Origin of the sequence: Streptococcus taoyuanensis (assembly GCF_029589235.1) — a bacterium.
Lineage (GTDB): Bacteria > Bacillota > Bacilli > Lactobacillales > Streptococcaceae > Streptococcus > Streptococcus taoyuanensis.
The window spans coordinates 24,324-43,951 of the sequence record NZ_JARQVW010000007.1; the positions used below are offsets into that span (position 1 = coordinate 24,324).

Sequence of the window (19,628 nt, forward strand, 5' to 3'; positions counted from 1 at the left end):
TTTCTAAGATGGCTTTGTCATTAATCTAAAACAGGACCTCACACGGGGTCCTGTTTCTATAGATTGTCTGTTTGCAGGCCGAGTTGTTTGACTCTGGCGGTGTAGTAGGTCATGATCAAAAAGAGGTTGGCTGTGATCAGCCAGATGGCCCATTGGTGAATGAAATGCATGAGGATGGCTACGCTAATAGCTCCTGCAACAAAGCTCCCAACGACAATCCCGTAATTCATGGCCTGACGCCGATACTCGTCCAAATCTCCCTTTCCTCGAGTGATTCGGTACAAGGCCGTCAGCATCTTGCGGTAATTGCCGGAAGTCATAAAGATCACATAAGGGTGATTTTCGATGAGGCTCCCTGTAAAGGTCAACATCATCATCCCTGTCCCAAAAGCAATAAAGGGAACTTCTACAGGTGGTATGACAGACACCAAGGGAATCAGGAGTGTCACCACAAACAAAGGAATTAACATCTTGGTCCGCCAAAAGGCTGTCTTGCGATACTCTTTGATATGGAGGGCAACCACAAAGCCGAGCGAGAAAAATAAAATAGATGAAAAACGCATGATGGTATTTTCGACACGGGGATCGTGCCAATCAGCGATGAGAAGCAGTAGGTTCCCCGTTTGGGTCGCGACCAAACTCCGGTAGTGCATGTGGCAAAAGACATCGAGGCCCCCTCCGATAAAACCAAGTAGAGCCCCCATCAGTCGTGTATTTTGTGGTAAAATTATTTTTTCTTCCATAGTCTTGTCTCTTTTGATCTCAATTATGTTTATTATACCACTTTGCACACAAGTGGAGCAGGAAAAATCAGAAAAAGCCCTTCCGTTACTAAAAGGGAGGGCTGGTAGAATGAACCTCGCTCGATCTACTGTTTTAGGCGATAGGTCTTGCGTGGTTTTTTCTTAGGTACCCGCTTGACACCCACTTCTTCCACGAATTCTCCGAATTTTACGAGGAAGTTATTGCTAACGATGGGACGTCCAGGATTGATCAGATTGACCAACTCAGTTGCTTCATAAACGGTGAAAGGCTCCTCTAACAGATAGAGGAAGGTTGGATTCCAGTCCAGACGCCCCTGAATCCGCTTGATCGATTCTTGAATAATCTGGTAGTGGTCAAAGGCAAAATCAGAAGCAGCTAAGGGTTCTCCATCAAGCAAACACTGGGACTGTTTGAAATCGACATCGAGAAAAACGACTTCCTTGGCATCGTCACCTGCATGGGCTAAGTCTACTGCTTCTGCTGGCAGATAGACCAGATGGGCAATGGTAATGACCCAGCCTCTGGGGTCCCGCCCAGGGGTGGAAACGGTCAGGAGCTGCTCCACCTTATTCACTGGCAGATCGAGCCCAACTTCTTCTTTGACTTCTCGGATACAGGCATGAGTCGCATCTTCATCCTTGTTCACAAAGCCCCCCACCAAGGCGAGGCGGTGTTGATAAGGGTGGGCCTTGCGGCGAATAGCTAAGAGCTTGAGCTTGCCTTCAACAAAACAGTAAGCTACCATGTCCGCTGTGACACTTGGAGTTTCATAAGTCGGCAGGTCTTGCTCCTTGTACCACTTGAGAAAGTCTGCTTCACTAGCGGCCGTCTCAAAATACTCTTTCTCCGTCATTCCTGCTGGAATTGAGAGACTTGCCATCTAAGCCACCTCCTTCTTGAGGGCTTTGGTCCATTCTAAGAAGAAGGGAACGCTGGAAAGAAGCAGGAGATAGATCCATTGAAAGGCTGTGCGTCCTACAAAAAGGTCCTTCCACAGGAGTTTCATAATATTGACAAAGCCTTGTTTTTTCGCTTCTTGGTTAACATTTTTAAAGTCTTGGATAAAGGTTGTGAATTTTTCAGATAGGTTTTTCATAAGCTGCTCCTTAGTCGGCTTGGTAAATGGCATCGATCACCTTCTTGGCTTCTTCGTAGTTGCCGAGGTAGTCTGATGCGAGGAAAGTGGTCGGAATGTTTCCTAGGTATTGCTGGCGCAATTGGTCTAGGTAATTTGAAAAGCTGGTGCGGATCTCTTCGTCAGCCATGGTCATATCTCGGAAACCATCATTGACATAAGAGCCGATCGGCTGTACAAAGAGTATCAAATCCCATTTTTCTTTGGACAAAATACTGACAAAGAGGTTGTCAAAGGTATCGGTCATACTGGTATCCTGGCCTTCAACTTCCATGTAGTAGTCGTAATAACCCTTGGTTACCAGGGAATTGGTATCGGCGATGACCAGGCCTCGATTGGCACTACTATCGATGAGCTTAGAGGTTTGATCATACTGTCCTAAGAGTAGGTAATAGTAATCTTTTGGCGTGAGCTCATCATCTCGAACATTGTTTTTGATCTGGTATTCACGGGCATACTCAAGACTAACAGGTGCATCGTAAAAGCGAGCCAAGTCCTTTGCAAGGGTCGTTTTCCCGTTGCTGGCGCTCCCCATGATCAAAACTTTTTTTGTGAACTGGCGACGGAAGGGCTGGGCGATGTATTTCCAGTATTTGCTTGGATTTTCCCGGATCATGGTAGCAGAGATCCCGAAGCGACGCTCTTCTAAGTGAACTTCAAACCCTCTAGCTTCCAACTCTTCCTTATAGGCTTTCTCCCCTACATAAAAGATCAACTCTTCTGTCTCTGTTTGATACTGGATGGTGTCTAGGGCTGTTTGTAACCAAGGCTCCCAGCCCAAGGGATAACGAGGAAGTTCTGTCTCATCTAGCTTATAGACTTGGGTCAACTCATCATTAGAGAAGGCTTCGCGGATATAACGGAAGCGTTTTTGTAAAGTCAACCCGACTTCTTCGCCACGATCTCCTTCATAACCAGATACGATGACACGAACGCGATCACACTGACGCTTGGCCCGCTGGATCAAGTCAATATGCCCTTGATGAAGAGGCGCAAAGGTTCCAAAAACCAGGGCAATTCTTTCTTTTTTCATATGAACTCCTTTTTATAATTTTTTATAAATATGTTTTCTTTATGTTTTTATTATAAACTATATTTTCTATCTGTCAATAGTTTTTTATAAAAAAATATATTTTTCTTCAAATTAACAAAAAAGATCTGAAAAGAGAAGCTTCTCCTTTCAGATCTTTCGAATTTTATTCACGAGTGAGGGAGTGGCTGACACCGTCTTTCAGAACCGTCACACTAGATACAGAGCCATCTTTTCCAACTACGATATCTAGACTCGCTGCAGACCCATCGCCTGCTGAGAGATTAGCATGGTAATGACCATCATCCAAGGTATAGTTATAAGCACTGATACCATAGGCTACGGGTTGGCCACCAGGCAGTTGGATGGTCACTTGACCACCTTGGCCAATAGTAACTCCAGTGTCGCGTTTGTCAGACCAATTCCCTGCTGCTGCAGAGAAATCCCCTGCTGCTACAGAATAGACTCCCTTGTATTGGGCATTCTCAGTGGCAGAAGCTTGCTTCTTAGCATGGGCATGACCGTCTTCTAGACTTGGCAATTTTGCTTTCGCTGGTGTTGCTGGAGTGGCTACTTCTTTTGTTTCTTTTGTTACGGGTGCTGCTGGTGTCGCTTCTTTAGCTGGAGCAGGTGTTTGACTAGCTGCTGCTTGGTTATTTTTGCTACCAACAGTATGACTTTCTTCTGATTTGCTATCAGAGGATGAAGAGGCAATTGGATCTTTACTAGTGATCACTTTTTTCTTAGAAGAAGAACTTGTTTGTTTAACCTGACTGGTCTTTGAACTGCTTGCTTCTGAAGTTTTTTCTTCTTTATTCCCGCCACAAGCTCCTAGGAAAAGACTAGCTGTAAGAGCTAGAGCTGCTAGGGAAATGATTTTTTTGTTTTTCATAACAGAACCTCTTTTTTGTAACATTTGTAATATTTTGTAATATTATTGTAACACTGTTATATGAGGCTGTCAATAGTTTCTCAAATATTTTTCTAATTAGAAAGAAGTTTTAAATAAGCTCCTAAACTTTAGCAAAAAAGAGGCTGGAACAAAAGTCCTAGCCTCTCAATTATTTTTGGATTGTCGAGCAAGACGCAGTGGTTGAGTGGGCTCTACTACGCTGACTTCATCAGCTTTTACAGCCCTACTCAACTGTGCGGAGGTGGGACGACGAAATCGAATTCTAACGAATTACCGATTTCTGTCCCACTCTCTTCTCATTATTTATACACTTCTTGATAGAATTCGATCTTGTCTCCTTTTTTAACGGTGGTTTCAGCAGCACCTTTTGGAGCCATTTCGCCATTGATCTTGTACATCCAGTAAAGGCCTTTGGCTTCGTCTTGGCTGTGACCGTCAATCGAGGTGATCATGCCATTTTTTTCTTCAATCTTGTAGTTGGCTTTGAGCACTTTCATGAGGTTGCTCTCTTCTGCTACTTTCAAGGTTTTCGATTGCACTTTTTGACCTTCTGGCGTCACACTAATCGTAATCGAAATTTCGTTTTTCTTGGCAACTTCTGCGCTAGAAGCAGTTGTTTGATTGTTTGTGCTATGAGACGGAGCGCAACTCGCTAAAAGAAGAGCTGCAAGTAAGGTCATCAAGCTAGAAATGGTTTTTTTCAACATAAAATCTCCTAAAGATTTGATAGATAATGGGATAGAAAATGATCGTCGACAGAGCATGGGCAAGGTTAAAACTAAAACCATTGACCAAAGCATAGGTCCACCAAGGAATATGGTACATCAAGGCATAAACACTATCGATCAAGACCCCATAAGCAAAGGACAGTAAGCCCACAAAAAGGATCTGAAGGACAAAGGGCAACCACTTGTAACTGATGCGCCAAATGAGCATCAAACAGCCAAAGGCGACAATCTGAAAGAACACAATCAAGCTCATCCCCAGGAAAAAGGCGGAGACAAACATGGTGATCATCATCACAAGAAAAGCAAAGCTATACCCTTCAAATATCACCAAGAGAAAGAAGATAGCAGAAATAGGTTGGACATTTGGGAAAGGGGCAAAAGCCTGACGTAGAGCGACACAAAGGGCCGCCAAAAGCGAAATACGGGTTAATCGCTGAAGCGTCATGACGTCCTCCTAGACAATCTCGAACTTGATCGTTCCGGCTGTCGTTCCAACCTTGATGGTTTGACCTTCTTGGGCTTGGCCTTTCAGCAATAGCTCTGCTAGTTGATCTTCCACTTCGGTCTGCAAGACACGACGGAGTGGCCGAGCTCCCATTTCTGGATCGTAGCCTTTGGTTGCTAGCAACTTGAGCGCTGAAGGCTGGAATTTGAGGGTCATGCCTTGTTCGGCCAAGGTCGCAATGAGCGGTTTGACCATGACTTTCACCACCTGCTGCATGTCCTCGCTTGAGAGACTATGGAAGACTACCTTTTCATCAATCCGGTTGATAAACTCTGGACGATAGGTCTTCTTCAACTCTTCAAACATGCGTTTTTCCATATTAGCTTGATCAAAGCGGATATCTTTGGCACCAAAGCCAACTGTCTTATCATCCCGAAGGGCTGTTGCTCCCAGGTTTGAGGTCATGATGATAATGGTATTGGAGAAGTCAATCTTCCGGCCTTTACTATCGGTTAAGACTCCGTCATCCAAGACTTGCAAAAGGACATTGAAAATATCTGGATGGGCTTTTTCCACCTCATCAAATAAGAGGACCGAATACGGTTTGTTGCGGACTTTCTCGGTCAACTCGCCTCCTTCTTCGTAGCCCACATAGCCTGGAGGGGCACCGTTGAGGCGGCTCGCTGCGAATTTTTCCATATACTCACTCATATCAAAACGGATGAGGGCCGATTCATCATCAAACAGAACTTCCGCCAAAGCTTTGGCTAGCTCTGTTTTTCCGACACCGGTAGGTCCCAGGAACATGAAAGAACCGATCGGACGCTTGTTGCTACGGATACCTGATTGATTGCGTCGAATAGCCCGACTGATACTCGAAACGGCTTGGTCTTGACCAATCACGCGCTTGTGCAATTCTGTTTCTAAGTTGAGGTACTTCTTGGCATCGGTTTGAGTCAGTTTTTGAGTTGGAATACCAGATAATTGGCTCAAGGTCACTAAGACATCTTGGTCAGTGACTTCTTTTTTGTAGACAATGGGAGCGGCCTCTACTTCTAAGAGTTGGGCTGCTTTCTTCCACTTGCCGTCCATCAAGGCCCGATCCAAGGCGGTCAACTCTTCTTTTACGTGACCGTTGGAATCGCGGTTTTGTACAGTAGCTGCCGCTTCATCCAAGAGATCAATGGCTGAATCTGGCAATTGACGGCTGGTCAAATAGCGGTGGGCATATTTGACAGCTGTTTCGATCGCTTCATCGGTAATGGTCACATGATGGTGGTCCTGGTAGGTTTCTTTCAAGCCTTGGAGAATTTGGATGCTATCTGCAACACTTGGCTCTTCAATGGTGACTTTCGCAAAACGCCGAGAGAGGGCTGCATCTTTTTCGATATGCTTTTGGTACTCATCTTGAGTCGTGGCCCCAACTGTACGCAAGGTTCCCCGTGCCAGGGCTGGTTTTAGAATATTGGCTGCGTCTAAGGTCGAATCAATGCCGGATCCTGACCCCATAATGGTATGCAGTTCATCGATAAAGAGAATCACGTGACCGTCTTCTTCGATGTCCTGGATGATATTGTTCATCCGTTCTTCGAAGTCCCCACGGAAGCGCGTCCCAGCAACGACATTCATGAGATCCAATTCCAGAACACGCATTTGCGCGATTTCAGCTGGAACATTGCCACTAGCGACACGCTGGGCCAGACCTAATGCAAGGGCGGTTTTTCCGACCCCTGCTTCTCCCACCAATACAGGATTGTTCTTCGTCTTGCGGCTGAGGATTTGGATCATGCGTGAAATCTCTGCATCCCGACCAATCACAGGCTCGAGCTGGCCTGCACGCGCCATTTCTGTCAAATCACGGGTATAATCTTCAAGACCTCCACTGGTGCTTGGTGGCATGCCCATCATATTTCCCATGGTTTGTCGGTTAGGGTTTTGGGCCCGATAGAGACTCCGGATGGCTTTGATATCATTCTTGTCCCAGCCTGCTTTGTCTTCTAAATTCTTGCGAAGGGAGGCAATAGGAACTCCCTTGTCTTGCTCTGTAAAGGCAAAGCCGGCAAACTCCATGACTTGGCTCGCCAAGGTCCCACGGTCTGCTAGAAGAGAGAGGAGCACATGCTCTGTTCCCAAGGTCTTGGCATGAAGGACCTGGGCAATCTCTCTTGCGTGTTTCATAATGGCTTCCATCCGATAAGAAAATGGGAAGATTTCATACCGATTGTCGCTTTGAAAAGCTTGGCCTGTAATATGCTCCGCTGCATCCTGAAACTCATCGATCTGCATAGGATAATCGTTCAGTACAGAACCTGCCACGCTATAGGGATTATTGGCCATAGCCGTCAGGAGATGCCAAGTATCTAAGGTATGCCCCTGATAGTGGCCTGCTAGTATTTGGGCCGCTTCTATACTTTCTAACAGTGCTGTTGAATAGTTCATCTAGTCGGTATTTCCTTTTCTATCTACTTGTTGAATGATTTTTTTCAACATCGTTGCTCGTAGGATGAGAGAATCTCGACCTAGGACCTCATCGGAGGTTGTCGCAAGCAAGAGCTGAGTCTCACGTTTTGTCAATAATTTTTCTTCATAGAGCATCTGGAGGATATCATTGAAGACCTGCTGGCTGATGGTCTCTCCAATATTGGCTGCCAAGTCTTGGAGCATCTGATGGTGATCTGAAAACTGGACCTTGCCAATACGGATATAGCCCCCACCACCGCGCTTGCTCTCTACAATATAGCCTCGGCTCTCGGTAAAGCGAGTCTTGATAACATAATTAATCTGACTGGGTACGACCTGAAAGACATCGGCTAACTCACTTCTTTTGAGCTCTGCCATGCCAGCTTGAGCTAGCAAGGCCTTGATATAAGCTTCAATGCTATCAGATGTGTTCTTATTTGCCATGATGCTCCTTTCTGGCTTGTTTTTTTCTAGATGGATGCTCTGTTCTTGGCCCATAAATAATGGCCTTGGAGTGTTCCTTCTCATCATTGACCTTATTTGACTATTATACAATTTTTACGGCTGTAAATAAAGCAAAGACTCCATGGAAATAGGAATCTCTTAAGAAGGCAAAACAAAAGAGGCTAGTGAGAACTAACCTCTTATGCGAAGAAGGGGCTACTCTTTGCGACGAGCAAATTTCGCGCCTCCGCCCAAGAATCCTAGACCAAGAAGGCCTAACCAAGCAAACAATCCACTTTCTTTTGTACCGGTTTGAGGAAGTTTTCCTTCCGATTGTAGAGAAGGACTTTTAACCACTTCTTTTTCCGGATGGTCTAAAGTCGAAACAGAAACTGCTTCTGGGGTTTTCGGTTGCAAGAGAACAGGTCTTCCTTTTTCTTTTTTGTCTTCAGCTTGAGAAAGAGTCATAACTTCTGGTTGCACCTTACTTGGGGTGACAGGAGTGGTTGGAGTCGGCATATCAGCTATCAACGGACTTTTTTCCGCTTCCTTCGTTCCGACTTCTGTGATCTGGTCCTGGGCCTCCACTTCGACAAAGGCATCGACTTCTGTCCGAATTTCTTTGCCTTCTTCTTGTCGAACCTCGATCAATTTCAACCGGCGTCCGACCTTTCCTGCTTGAAGGATCCGGCTTTCGCCCTTGGCCAAGTCCTTGTTCTCACGTGTTTGACTCTCAAATGGAATCTCCTCCGCTTCGATGAGAAGTTCTGGCTTTTCAAGAATCAAATCCCGAATACCTTCTTCTGGCCGTGTCTGCGTCAGGGGTTCATAATTGTGAGCATCTTCTAAGATGGTTTCAAGGGCTTCGACTTGATTAGCTGCAGCAACCAAATCTGGTCGCTCTTGATCCAACAACTGAGTCAAGTCCGTCAATTGTCCTTGAACCGTCGGTTTGAGGTCTGCTTTCAAGCGATCGAGAGAAGTAGCCTTGATCTTTTCTACTCCTTCTCTGATGATCTGTTGCAGCTCTTCTTGACTGAGCAGCTGACTATCTTTCCCTGAGAGGACAAATCGGTCCACCTGGATGGCTCTAGATGACTGAGGATCATTGAGGGCTGGATCCAGATGCAGGCGTAGCTGGTGGTAGCCTTTTGCTAGGCCTTGTAGATTGACCAAACTCTGGTCGAGCTTGCGTTGATCTCCGTAGCCACTGAAATAATGATCGCCTTCGATCTCATAATCATGGCCCCGACCTTCTTCGAAGGCCATTTCTTTTCCATCCAGGGTGACGCTGTAGAGCCCATGACTTGGATCAACCACTCCTTGGACCTCCACGCCGGTGCCCTTAAAGGTAATGGTCACTTCAATATGTTTCTTGCCTTCCTCATCGGTCACTTGGTTAAAGCTAGACCAAGATTCTGTGCCATTTGAGAAGTTTGGATTGTCTGTCTCGTGCTGCCAACCCTCACTGTAATGCAGTTTTGGATCTTGATCATCCACTTCTTTGCGATTTTCTGGCAACTGGTCTTCATTCATCACTTGGACTGTCAGTTCTGGAATAAAGCCGACCAGGCTTCCTTGATCCGGATGGAGCAATTTGACCTTAAAGTCATAGACGTCGGTCGCTTTTCCTGCAAAATCAAGGGTTGGAACTTGGACTGTTTTTTCTGTCTCGCCATCTGCGAACTCAAGGGTGACGTTGGTATCTTTGTAGACCTTGCCATGAACCCCTGTTCCTGGTTCTGTGATCAATTTGAGACTGGCACTTCCTTTAGAGCCACCTTTTCTCTTGACAACGACTTGCGCTGGGTCGCCTTTCTTAACAGCTAGGGTTGGCTGAGCAAACTCAAAGAGCCCCTTTTCTTGATTATTGAGGGCATAAATCCCTTCCGTTGCGATCGCATCTCCCTTGCTATTGACCAAGGTCAAGGTGTGAGATCCTGCTGCCAAGTCCGGTGTTTCATAGACCTTTTGGCTGCGTTTGCGGCTTGGGCTTTGGGTATTGACGGTAGCTAGCTTTTGGCCATCGACATAGACATCCATTTCCCCATGACCAGGGTCGACAGTTGCGACCACATAGGCCTTGGTGCCTTCAAACTGATAGGTCACCGAAGCCCCCTTTTCCTTGGTCCACATAGAAGTGCCTCGGACGCCTTCTCCCTCTTCATTCCACTGACCATTGGCCCGCTCAGCAGTCCGGTCGGAATGATAAGTCAAACCAAGCGGATAGCCATCGGTTTCTTCAATGCTGGCTGGTGTCTTATAGACAGAGACACCGTTCAAGATTGGAGTGGCTTGGGCATCAGTGATGGACACCCGGATATAGCGACTATCAACTGGTTGCCCTTTGATCAAACGGCGGTATCCTACGGTTGAGCCAGCCCCATATGGAACCCATTGGCCATTCACAGCCACATCAATGGTGAAACCAGAAATCCGTTGGCCTTTCTCGATCGTTTCTTTGAGCTCTACCACATCAAAATGCTGTTCTTTTCCAAGATCGAGAACAAAAGATCCGGTCTTGGCATCATCAGCCGGAGCCCAACTGGTCTTTTCATCTCCATCTGTCAAATGGCTGGCCTTGTAGAGAGAATTGCGTCGTGTCGAGTCAGCTTCTACCAAAGCTCCTGCCGCATAGTTCACACTGTAGAGTTGGTCCAAGGTCTGACGGAATTCTTTCAAACGGGCCACATCGGCATCCGCAAATTTTCCGTCTTGATTGGGTGGAATATTGAGCAGAAGCGGGGTTCCACGGCCGACCGATTTGAAGTAAATGTCCATCAATTCGCGCAAGGACTTAGGCTCTTGATTGTCATGGTAGAACCAGCCGGAGCGAATAGAGACATCGGCTTCTCCCACTGAGTATTGCTTCCCTTCCGGATCCCCGTGATTGAGATAGCTATTGGATGGATTGTTGCGAATCTTATCTGGATTGACCTTTTGCCAAACCGGATCTCCGGCAACCCCCTTTTCATTTCCGATCCAACGAACATTGGTCGGCTCAGCTGAGAAGATAGCAATATCCCCTTGGGCCTTGCGAATGGCTTCAAACCACTTGTCAAAGGTATAGGTGACTTTTTGAGCCCCATCGCCACGCGCTCCATCCATCCAGACTTCTACGAACTTACCCTTGTTCCCATATTTTGGATCTTCAAGGATTTCCTTAAGCTGGTTGAGATAGTATTCATTGTATTTGTCCTCTGTATCCACATGGTAGAGCGGGCTGTGAGCATCCCAAGGAGAGAGATAGACCCCCATGTCCATATCATACTTGCTGGCAGAAGCAGAAACCTCGGCTAGGACATCGCCTTTTCCATCTTTCCAACCACTTTTGGCAATGGTATGGTCAGTGTATTTGGATGGGTACAAGAGGAAGCCATCGTGGTGCTTGACGACCATGATCGTCCGTTTAAAGCCAGCATCCTTCAGGGTTTTGATCCATTGATCGGTATCCAGATGCTCTGGATAGAAATAATAAGGATCTTCTTGTCCATCTCCCCACTCACGATCGTAGTAAGTATTCATCCCAAAGTGGATGAAAGCTGCTAGTTCTTCGCGGTGGTATTGCATCTGAGCCTTGCTTGGAAGTGGTCCGTAATCCGCAATCTCAGTCTCCTCATCTAGAGAAGTGGCTGGTTGAGTGGCTTCTGTCCCTTGACTGGCTGTGCGATTTTCTTTCTCGCTAGTAGTTGCTGAGGGCTGCTCTGATTCTTCTTGGTGCTCGTTCACAGTTTTCTCCTCCTTTCCTTGGTGATCGACATCGCTTGTGTCGACCCGTTCTTCACGTGGTTCACTATTCTCAGCTTGTTCCTCTGCGTAACTGGTAGTAGCTCCTAAAAAACAAGTCGCTACGACTACCGAGCAGACGCCTACTGAGAGTTTACGAATGCCAAATCGATTTCTCTGATCAACTAATCTTTTTCCCATATTCTATTCCTTTATGTCACCAGGTAAAGAGGGTGGGGCTTCCCCATCCTCCTTCTTTTTACCTGTGAACTTTTCACCGCTTTTTGCTAGTTTCTCTAGCTGTTTAATTGGCCTTTTTGGCTCTTTTTTTCTGATCGTCCAGTACAGCACTAGCAAGGCCTGCCGCTAGGATTCCAGCAACGAGGCTTGCGACGCTTTCTTCCGTTCCTGTATTTGGTAATCTACCTTCGGAAACTGGAGCAGCTGAAACTGCTGGTGTTTGAGTTTCTTTCTCGACTTCCTTCACTACTGCATCTATCCCTTCCTGGCGCACCGCTTTGACCTCAAGAGATGCTTGAGGAGTTGCGATAGCTACTGGTCCTTCTGAAACATGAGGGCGCTCTGGGTTCGGAAGCGGTTGTGGTTCTGGCTGCGGTTGCGGCTGTGGCTGTGGCTCTGGTTGTGGCTCTGGTTGTGGAGTGTCTGGAAGTACCTCTTTCGTGCCTACCTCTGTAATTTCTGCCACTGGATCTAGTTCTACAAAGGCATCCAGTTCCTTCCGGCTTTCCACACCATTTTCTTGAGAAACTTCCACCAAGCGCAATTTGCGACCTTTTTGGCCTTCTTGAACCACACGTTTCTCACCTTTTGGAAGTTCCGCATTTGGACGTTCTAAGCGTTCAAAGTCCATCTCTTCTGGCTCAATCACCAACTCTGGTTTGGTATGAACCAGATTCTTGACCCCTTCTTCAGGAATGGCTGAGCCTGTAGGTGCTTTTGCGGAGAGAGAAAGTTGATATACTTTTTCGAGCTTGCCATCTTCTGAGACAACCTTGACAAGAACTGGAGCATTGACACTTTTAGCATCCACGACCGTAACGGCTGTTCCATTCTTGCCTTGTGCTGAAACGATTGGACGTTCTCCCTCATACTCTAGATGATAATCTGTCACATCTGGTTTAAAGCCTTCTAGGTCTTTGCCATTCACTTGGATCGTGACATCAGTTGTTGCCTGGGCCTCTTCTGTTGGAGCATAGGCACTCAATTCAACGATTCCAATTCCTTTAAGATGTTCATCACGGACCATTCTTAAACGGATGGCTTTGGTTCTGGTTTCATTGAAGCTGAGGTTAGAGATATAGCCAGCTTCAAAGTCATAATCCACGCTATAAGGAATTTCTTCCCAGTTTGAGGCTTGGTTAAATGGATGATCTGGAAGATTCTTCAGATTGCCATAATCATCCGGAACATCAAAGTCTGGACCAATGTAGCGTTCAAGAACGGTTTTCGTTGGCAGACCTGTTTCCTGATCTGCAAAGAAGTCGACCGCTACTTTATTGACCAAACGCTCTGTTACTTGACCATTTTTCTTGAAGATGAGACCAGCAAATACTTCAGTTTGATCCGGTTCTCTCTTCCAGTTGGTCCAGCGATAGTATTCGTTGTAGCCACCATCGTTGATGTAATCGATATAGTCGATTTGATTTGGATCGAGATCATTGGTTTCACTAGCAAATGCTCTTGTATCTTCTGCATTGTAGTCACGGTTCACAGAGAGGTTTTCTCCTGTCTTTTCTGATACCCGGACGGTCAGCTGAGCTGTCAGATCATAGCCGAGGACTTTTCCTTCCAGCGTGAAGCTGCCTTCATGAGAAAGCGCATCAGCTGGTACAGCCTGCCAGTCCACCGTCAGTTCCTTGCGTTCATAACCTGTGTCCCCTTTAAAGTAGACACCTACTGTAGATGGTAGAACTAGATCTTGACCGACTTTCACAAAACGGCTACCTGCTTCTACTGCTACTGGAGCAGCTTGTTTCAGTTTTTCTGCATCACTTGTGAGATGGAGGCGGTATTCTTGTAAGATAGTACCATCTTCCGCTTTATGGATGACGCGGATTGGCTCACCTTCGTGGACGCTTGGAACAACCGTTGCAAGGCCGTGATGGCTGGCTGTCGCTTCCACTTGTGGATAAGCCCGATCACGCGCATCGATGTAGTAATCGGTCACACTTGGGTTGACACCTGGCAATACATCGCCATTGACGCGAATGGTCAACTGGCTCTTTTCTTCTGCCGCAATCTTATTGGCAAAGATCTGAATCTCTGAAATAGAGCTTCCACGCTTGCCTTTTGGCGTCTTCATACGGATACGAACGGCATAGGTGTCGACTTTATCAAAACTGAAATGATTCATCTTACCAGCTGCTACCGGTTCTTCAACGGTTAGGTTGCTGACTTCTTTCCAGTTAGCTGGATTGTTAAATGGATGGTCTGTTTCGTCTTTGACACGATTTGGATTGCTTGGAACTGTTGGGATTTGTTCCCCTGTATAGTACTCAATCACATACTCACTTGGAGCCCCAACGCCGTGGTCTTCATGGAAACCAACATGGAGGTTGTCCACTGCTCGCTTGGTCAAGATACCAGAATCCCCAAACAAGATACCAACAGAATCTTCCGCATTGTCACGGCCCCAGTTGGTCCAACGGTTAGCTGGAGCATCGGTAAAGGAGATGACCTTGTCATTGACCTTAGCAACTGGATCTGCATCGTTAGAGTCACTTGCAAAAGCGAGTGGCAAGACTGAGCCTGTCCATTGTTCTGCTACGTTGGCACCCTTGACTGTGTTTGCGGAAACACGAATATGAAGACGGGTTGGAAGATTGGTTCCTTCTACACGACCGGAGAGGACAACTTCTCCTTCTTTAGCCAAGAGTTGCGGATCGACCGCATCCCAGGCCACCTTGGCAGCATAGGTCTTGCCATTGGAGTGATAAGTCCGCACGCTTTCTGGAAGGGCTGGTTTTTCACCAACTGGCGTTGTCGTGCTGACTTCTTCTACAGCGATAATGCCTTCAACGGTGACTTGAGCTTGGGCTTCTTTTTCCACACCCTCTACATGACCTGTGACTGTAAAGCTATGGTAATCCTTGACTTGATCTGCTGTCACGGCATCCCAGGTCACACGTTTTTCTTTAGGGAATCCCTTGTCATACTCGACCAAGACGGTCTCTGGAAGAGCTGGCAAAACGTTTCGATCCGTACTAATCCGTACAGGACGCACCTTCACAACTGTCTTTTCTTCTGGATTTGGCGTGATGGTAAAGGTGACTTCTCCCGTTTGTCCTTGGTAGTTGGCTTCTAAATGAACCAATCCTGCTTCTCGCAATTCCAAACCTTTATTGGTTGCGACGGCTTTTCCTTGGCTACCAGCTCTTGTTTTCACATCGATTTGATCTGCTTTGAGACTTGCCTGGCTACCATCTTGGTAATGGGCAATGACTTCAAGTGGTACCGTTTGGTCTTCCTTGAGTTCCTGTCCTTCTGGCAGACGCAATTCTAAACGCTGGATCTGTGGACTTTCTTCTTGGAATTGGACCACATAGGTCTGTACAGCTCCTGTATCCTTAGCAGTCACAAAGATTTGAGCCTTCAAACCATTTTCGCGATTAGCTTGTAGGACCGTCACTTGAGCATTTTCTGCACTTGCTGTGACTTGACCAGGCTCTTGCCCATAAGCCAGCGGACGGAAAATAGTATGGTTGCCACTACCAAATTTTGGAAGAGCTACTCCATCTAGCTGAACCGTTGGTTTCTTAGCCTTGCCTACATCTCCTCCTGCAACCACTAGTGTCGCTTGGACCGTTTCCCCATTGCCTAGGAGTCCTGTCGCCTTCAAGCGTGCTCCTGGTGTGGACAACTGATCTTCTTGACCAGCTTCCAAGGTCCATTGATCGACCTCATAGTGAGCAGTGGTCCCATCGGTAAAGACTAATTGCACAGCCTTATCCACTGTCGTTAGATCTGCTCCCTGTGGGATTTGTTTGATGACTGGAAGGACTTGTTCCACGCCGATCACATCGACCAGAGCTTCGACCGTGCGTCCTTGAACATGACCTGTCACACGGACTTGTCCAGCACGGCTATAGTCTGTCGCATCCCATTCAACGGCTTCTTCTTGGGCCTTGCCATCACTATAGACTACATTGACCTTACTTGGCAAGGTTGGTTTTTCTCCTAGATAAGCACTTTGTCGAACAGGTTCCACACCTAATACAGTGCGTTCTGCTTGGTCCTTCTTACCAGTAAAGAGGCTGACTTGGTCTGATTGCAAGCGATCTGAGTCTGCATACAGAGTAAAGACTCCCGCCTGCTCAGTTGATTTGACAATCACAACCCCTTTGCCGTTAAAGGCCCGACGTTGCCATGAGCCATCTTCCTGCGCTTTGTAGCGTTCACGGCTGGCTTGTTCCCCATTATCGACACCGACAATTTGGCCTTGTCCATGCAAATGGAAATGCACCAAATTATTGGCAGTTGGCACGACACGACCTTCTTCATCGACGATTTCGTAGGTAATATAGGTCAAATCCTTGCCGTCCGCTGCAATCGCGTGTTCTTCTTTTAACAAACGAACACCCGCAGCCTTGCCGGCTGTTTCGACTTGATCTTTCGCGATCACTTCTCCTGCTTCGTTGCGCGCAATAGCTTCCACTTTACCTGGTACATAAGGGACCAACCACTCTAGATAGAGCTCATCCGGATTTGCCCCTTCTTGGTAGGTCCGGCCATCTGCTGTGGTCTTCTTGGTAAAGGTCTTGACTCCTTGTGATTCCCCATTGACAATCAATTCCACACTGTGAGCATTGGAGAAGGTCCGAACAGGAATCCGTCCTTCTTCATCCATGACACGATTGGCTAATTCTGGATTGTCCCAGTTCCAATGTGGCAAGAGATGGACCATTGGATGTTTCTCAGCTGACACCCATTGACTTTGGTAGAGATAAAAATCATTCTTTGGAAGGCCGGCAGTATCGACAATACCGAAATAAGAACTTTTTACAGGTGTGTCATTTTGGTTGTGCCATGGTGTTGGCTCGCCGATATAGTCCGTACCGGTCCAGATAAATTGTCCTGCATAGCCGGCATGATCACGGTCAAAGGTCCAAGAGGCGGTCGCTGTCCGACCCCAACCAACCCGGTCATTTCCGTAGTCTGATTGTTCATAATGGCGGTCTTCTTGGTTGCTGCCGACCCATTCTCTTTCAGGATGATAGTATGAACCCCGTGTCCGCGTTGCAGAAGAGGTTTCAGAACCATAAATGAGCCAATTTGGATGTTTCGCCCGTAAGCTTTCATAGTTGGCTTCTGAATAGTTAAATCCAACCGCATCGAGCTCTGCTGCTACTTTTTCATGGCCTCCTGAGCCATCGCCAAAGCGGAATTTATCAGCTCCCATGGTGACATAGCGGGTTGCATCCACGTCCTTGATAGTCTTGACCAACCGACGAACGGTTGCGACAGATTTGTCTGAACCATCTGCTTCACCGACTTCGTTACCGATTGACCACATGACAATGGCTGGATTGTTCTTGTCCCGCTCTACCATGGTCCGTAGATCGTAATCTGACCAAGTATCGCCTTTCCGAGCTTCTGGGTGAGTGGCATCCTTTTCAAAGAAACGACCGTAATCGTATTGCTTCTTGCCACCATACCAGGTATCAAAGGCTTCTTCTTGGACCATCAAGCCCAACTCAGCCGCAATTTTCAAGGTTTGTTCACTGGCTGGGTTGTGAGTCGTCCGGATGGCATTGACTCCCATGTCCTTCATCTGTTTGAGACGACGGTATTCAGCCTTGTAATTTTCCTCAGCTCCAAGAGCCCCGTGGTCATGGTGAAGAGATACCCCGTGGAATTTCGTCGCCACCCCATTGAGGAAGAAGCCACCTTCTGGCGTCCAGTTGAGATAGCGATAACCAAAGCGTTCCTTTTGCACATCTACCAACTGCGAATCCCGATAGACACGTGTATACAAGGTATAGAGAGCTGGATGATCCGTTTTCACATCCCAGAGGGTTGGTTTTTCAACATGCAAGGTTTGAGAAAGGTTGATCTCTTGACCTGCTAAAACAGCTTGTGCTTCACTGCGCGTTTTTTCGCTCACCACTTGGCCATTTTGATCGACAATTTCATATTCCGCATAAATACTATGAGCTTGGTCATCCTGGTTGACAATGCGGCTCTTCACCACTGTATCCACTGCCCCACCTTGCTGTTTTTCCAACTGAGGGGTCGTAATCGTAGTCCCATACTGCGCTAAATGAACCTTGTCCGTTACACTCAGCTTAACATCCCGGTAAATCCCACTACCAGAATACCACCGGCTACTTGGTTGTTGATTGACCACATGAACGGCGATGGTATTTTCACTTCCATCTGCGTTCAAATAAGGGGTAATATCATAAGAAAAGGCATTGTAGCCATTTGGGTAATGACCGACAAATTGTCCATTTACATAGACTTTGGAATCCATGTAAACCCCGCCAAATTCCAAGCGGACCTTCTTATCTAAATCTTTGTCATCCAAACGGAAGGTCTTACGATACCAAGCATCCCCACCGTTTAATTGACCCCCTTCATTTTGAGCAGGAGAGTTGTGATCAAAATCAAAGAAAATAGACCAGTCATGAGGAAGATCTAATTTTTTCCAATCCTTGACATCCACTTGACGCCCTTCTGCACCAGGAGCCGCATTCAATTTAAAATACCAATCTTTATTAAAATCACGTTCTCGATCTTGCACAATATCCTCCGCTACACGATTTTGATCTGGAGCAGCTGTTGCTTCCGTTCCTGTAGCACGCTCAGATGAAGTAGAAACGGGTTGACCATCGTCTTGAGACGCTGGTTTTTCCTCAGCTCTGGTAGGGGTAATGACAGCTGGAGCTTCCGAAACTCTTGCAACAGCTTCAGGAACTTCCGTTCCTGAATTTTCCGTCACAACACTTGGTGTCTCAATCGAAGTCGGTTCACTTTCGAGGGCTGGCTTTTCTTCCGCATGGACCCTTGAAAGACCCAAGGCAGAAATCCCAATCACAACAGAACAAGCTCCAACTGAGAGCTTACGAATACTAAAAACAGGACGCTTTTCAAAAAAAGACTTTCCCATAAAAACCTCCTCTTAGGACTAACAATTAAATTTGTAAGCGCTTTCTTATACCTGCGAACGCTTACAGAAAATCACATATTAACTATACCAAAAAAATAGGAGCGATAGGCCTCGATTTCGCTCCAACTATAGTTAGATTAAGAATTCCTTTAATTAGTGGAAATCTCCTACGAACCAAAAAAATAGAAGCCAAAGGCTTCTATTTTTTATGATCTTATAATCCTGGTTCTTGACCAAGTTCAGCAGCCACCATCCAAATATTCTTTTCAAGTTCTGCTTTAGCCCCAACAAAGATATCGTTGGTTACATCGTCGCCTTCAGCATCGGTAACATCCAAAGCTTTTTGGTAAAGGCCATCAAGGTAATGGAAGATTTCAAGAACACGTGTCAAGCTTTCTTCTACATTTTTCGTAAATGCTCCACGGCGTTCTTCAATATTGCTGTGTTCCAAAAATTCAGTCATGCTAGAATAAGGAGTGCCACCTAGAGTGATCAAGCGTTCGCTCACTTCATCCAAGGTTGCATCCAAGCTGTCCATGTATTCATCCATTTTTGGATGCCAAACCATAAAGCCACGTCCACGCATATACCAGTGTACTTGGTGAAGGGCAATGTGAGCGACGTAGAGATCTGCTACGACTTGGTTCAAGAGGGCTTTTGTTTCTGGAAGAGTTTCTTTATTAGAAGGTGCAAAAGTTGCTACATCAGTAGCTGCTTCATGTTTCATAGTTGTCATATCGTTTCTCCTTTTTATAATGATTCTAATTAACTATGTCTTTATTATATGCTTCCTCCACCAGAAAGTCAAGATAAAAGATTAAAAAAGATCATAGTTGTCAATTGAGAAAAGATA

At 46.4% G+C, this 19,628-nt stretch carries 11 protein-coding genes and 1 pseudogene; all 12 read right to left on the reverse strand.

The features are described 5' to 3' along the window. Nucleotides 1-56: 56 nt before the first annotated feature. The 12 genes and pseudogenes from P5Y91_RS05870 to P5Y91_RS05925 all read right to left on the reverse strand — a co-directional run bounded on the left by P5Y91_RS05870 (nt 57) and on the right by P5Y91_RS05925 (nt 19,511). Complete coding sequence (locus P5Y91_RS05870; protein WP_118227765.1) at nt 57-743, reverse strand: YoaK family protein; 687 nt, start codon at nt 741-743, stop codon at nt 57-59. Between the two features lie 125 nt (nt 744-868). Continuing rightward, the gene (locus P5Y91_RS05875; protein WP_118227764.1) at nt 869-1,645 is read right to left on the reverse strand and encodes an NUDIX domain-containing protein; all 777 of its coding nucleotides are present in this window, start codon (nt 1,643-1,645) and stop codon (nt 869-871) included. 24 nt (nt 1,646-1,669) lie between these two features. Beyond that, nucleotides 1,670-1,861: pseudogene (locus P5Y91_RS05880) on the reverse strand (hypothetical protein); the annotation flags it as partial. 10 nt (nt 1,862-1,871) lie between these two features. Continuing rightward, on the reverse strand, nt 1,872-2,933 hold the full coding sequence (locus tag P5Y91_RS05885) for an AAA family ATPase (RefSeq protein WP_023919820.1): 1,062 nt from the start codon (nt 2,931-2,933) through the stop codon (nt 1,872-1,874). 163 nt (nt 2,934-3,096) lie between these two features. Further along, nucleotides 3,097-3,822 carry a hypothetical protein gene (locus P5Y91_RS05890; RefSeq protein WP_049492536.1) on the reverse strand — a complete coding sequence of 242 codons (726 nt, stop codon included), beginning with the start codon at nt 3,820-3,822 and terminating at the stop codon, nt 3,097-3,099. A gap of 320 nt (nt 3,823-4,142) precedes the next feature. Further along, nucleotides 4,143-4,550, reverse strand: coding sequence for a DUF4430 domain-containing protein (locus P5Y91_RS05895; protein ID WP_070506050.1), 408 nt, complete (start codon nt 4,548-4,550; stop codon nt 4,143-4,145). Beyond that, complete coding sequence (locus tag P5Y91_RS05900; RefSeq protein WP_118227762.1) at nt 4,528-5,016, reverse strand: ECF transporter S component; 489 nt, start codon at nt 5,014-5,016, stop codon at nt 4,528-4,530. Before P5Y91_RS05900 ends, P5Y91_RS05895 begins: the two co-directional genes overlap by 23 nt. A gap of 9 nt (nt 5,017-5,025) precedes the next feature. After that, nucleotides 5,026-7,455 (reverse strand): ATP-dependent Clp protease ATP-binding subunit, encoded by a 2,430-nt coding sequence (locus tag P5Y91_RS05905; protein WP_031576752.1) that lies wholly within the window; start codon nt 7,453-7,455, stop codon nt 5,026-5,028. Further along, nucleotides 7,456-7,920, reverse strand: coding sequence for a CtsR family transcriptional regulator (locus P5Y91_RS05910; protein WP_118396787.1), 465 nt, complete (start codon nt 7,918-7,920; stop codon nt 7,456-7,458). It abuts the gene before it with no gap. A gap of 216 nt (nt 7,921-8,136) precedes the next feature. Continuing rightward, nucleotides 8,137-11,847: an alpha-L-fucosidase gene (locus P5Y91_RS05915; protein WP_277839151.1), complete on the reverse strand. Its 3,711-nt coding sequence runs from the start codon at nt 11,845-11,847 to the stop codon at nt 8,137-8,139. Nucleotides 11,848-11,950: 103 nt separating this feature from the next. Then, nucleotides 11,951-18,775 carry an Ig-like domain-containing protein gene (locus tag P5Y91_RS05920; protein WP_277839152.1) on the reverse strand — a complete coding sequence of 2,275 codons (6,825 nt, stop codon included), beginning with the start codon at nt 18,773-18,775 and terminating at the stop codon, nt 11,951-11,953. Nucleotides 18,776-18,989: 214 nt separating this feature from the next. Further along, on the reverse strand, nt 18,990-19,511 hold the full coding sequence (locus P5Y91_RS05925; protein ID WP_118396305.1) for a Dps family protein: 522 nt from the start codon (nt 19,509-19,511) through the stop codon (nt 18,990-18,992). Nucleotides 19,512-19,628: the final 117 nt, after the last annotated feature.

What these genes read in the sequence shown, in the direction of transcription:
- P5Y91_RS05885 (WP_023919820.1), bottom strand. Translation starts at nt 2,933, where the DNA reads ATGAAAAAAGAAAGAATTGCCCTGGTTTTTGGAACCTTTGCGCCTCTT.
- P5Y91_RS05905 (WP_031576752.1), bottom strand. Translation starts at nt 7,455, where the DNA reads ATGAACTATTCAACAGCACTGTTAGAAAGTATAGAAGCGGCCCAAATA.
- P5Y91_RS05900 (WP_118227762.1), bottom strand. Translation starts at nt 5,016, where the DNA reads ATGACGCTTCAGCGATTAACCCGTATTTCGCTTTTGGCGGCCCTTTGT.
- P5Y91_RS05870 (WP_118227765.1), bottom strand. Translation starts at nt 743, where the DNA reads ATGGAAGAAAAAATAATTTTACCACAAAATACACGACTGATGGGGGCT.
- P5Y91_RS05910 (WP_118396787.1), bottom strand. Translation starts at nt 7,920, where the DNA reads ATGGCAAATAAGAACACATCTGATAGCATTGAAGCTTATATCAAGGCC.
- P5Y91_RS05875 (WP_118227764.1), bottom strand. Translation starts at nt 1,645, where the DNA reads ATGGCAAGTCTCTCAATTCCAGCAGGAATGACGGAGAAAGAGTATTTT.
- P5Y91_RS05925 (WP_118396305.1), bottom strand. Translation starts at nt 19,511, where the DNA reads ATGACAACTATGAAACATGAAGCAGCTACTGATGTAGCAACTTTTGCA.
- P5Y91_RS05920 (WP_277839152.1), bottom strand. Translation starts at nt 18,775, where the DNA reads ATGGGAAAGTCTTTTTTTGAAAAGCGTCCTGTTTTTAGTATTCGTAAG.
- P5Y91_RS05895 (WP_070506050.1), bottom strand. Translation starts at nt 4,550, where the DNA reads ATGTTGAAAAAAACCATTTCTAGCTTGATGACCTTACTTGCAGCTCTT.
- P5Y91_RS05915 (WP_277839151.1), bottom strand. Translation starts at nt 11,847, where the DNA reads ATGGGAAAAAGATTAGTTGATCAGAGAAATCGATTTGGCATTCGTAAA.
- P5Y91_RS05890 (WP_049492536.1), bottom strand. Translation starts at nt 3,822, where the DNA reads ATGAAAAACAAAAAAATCATTTCCCTAGCAGCTCTAGCTCTTACAGCT.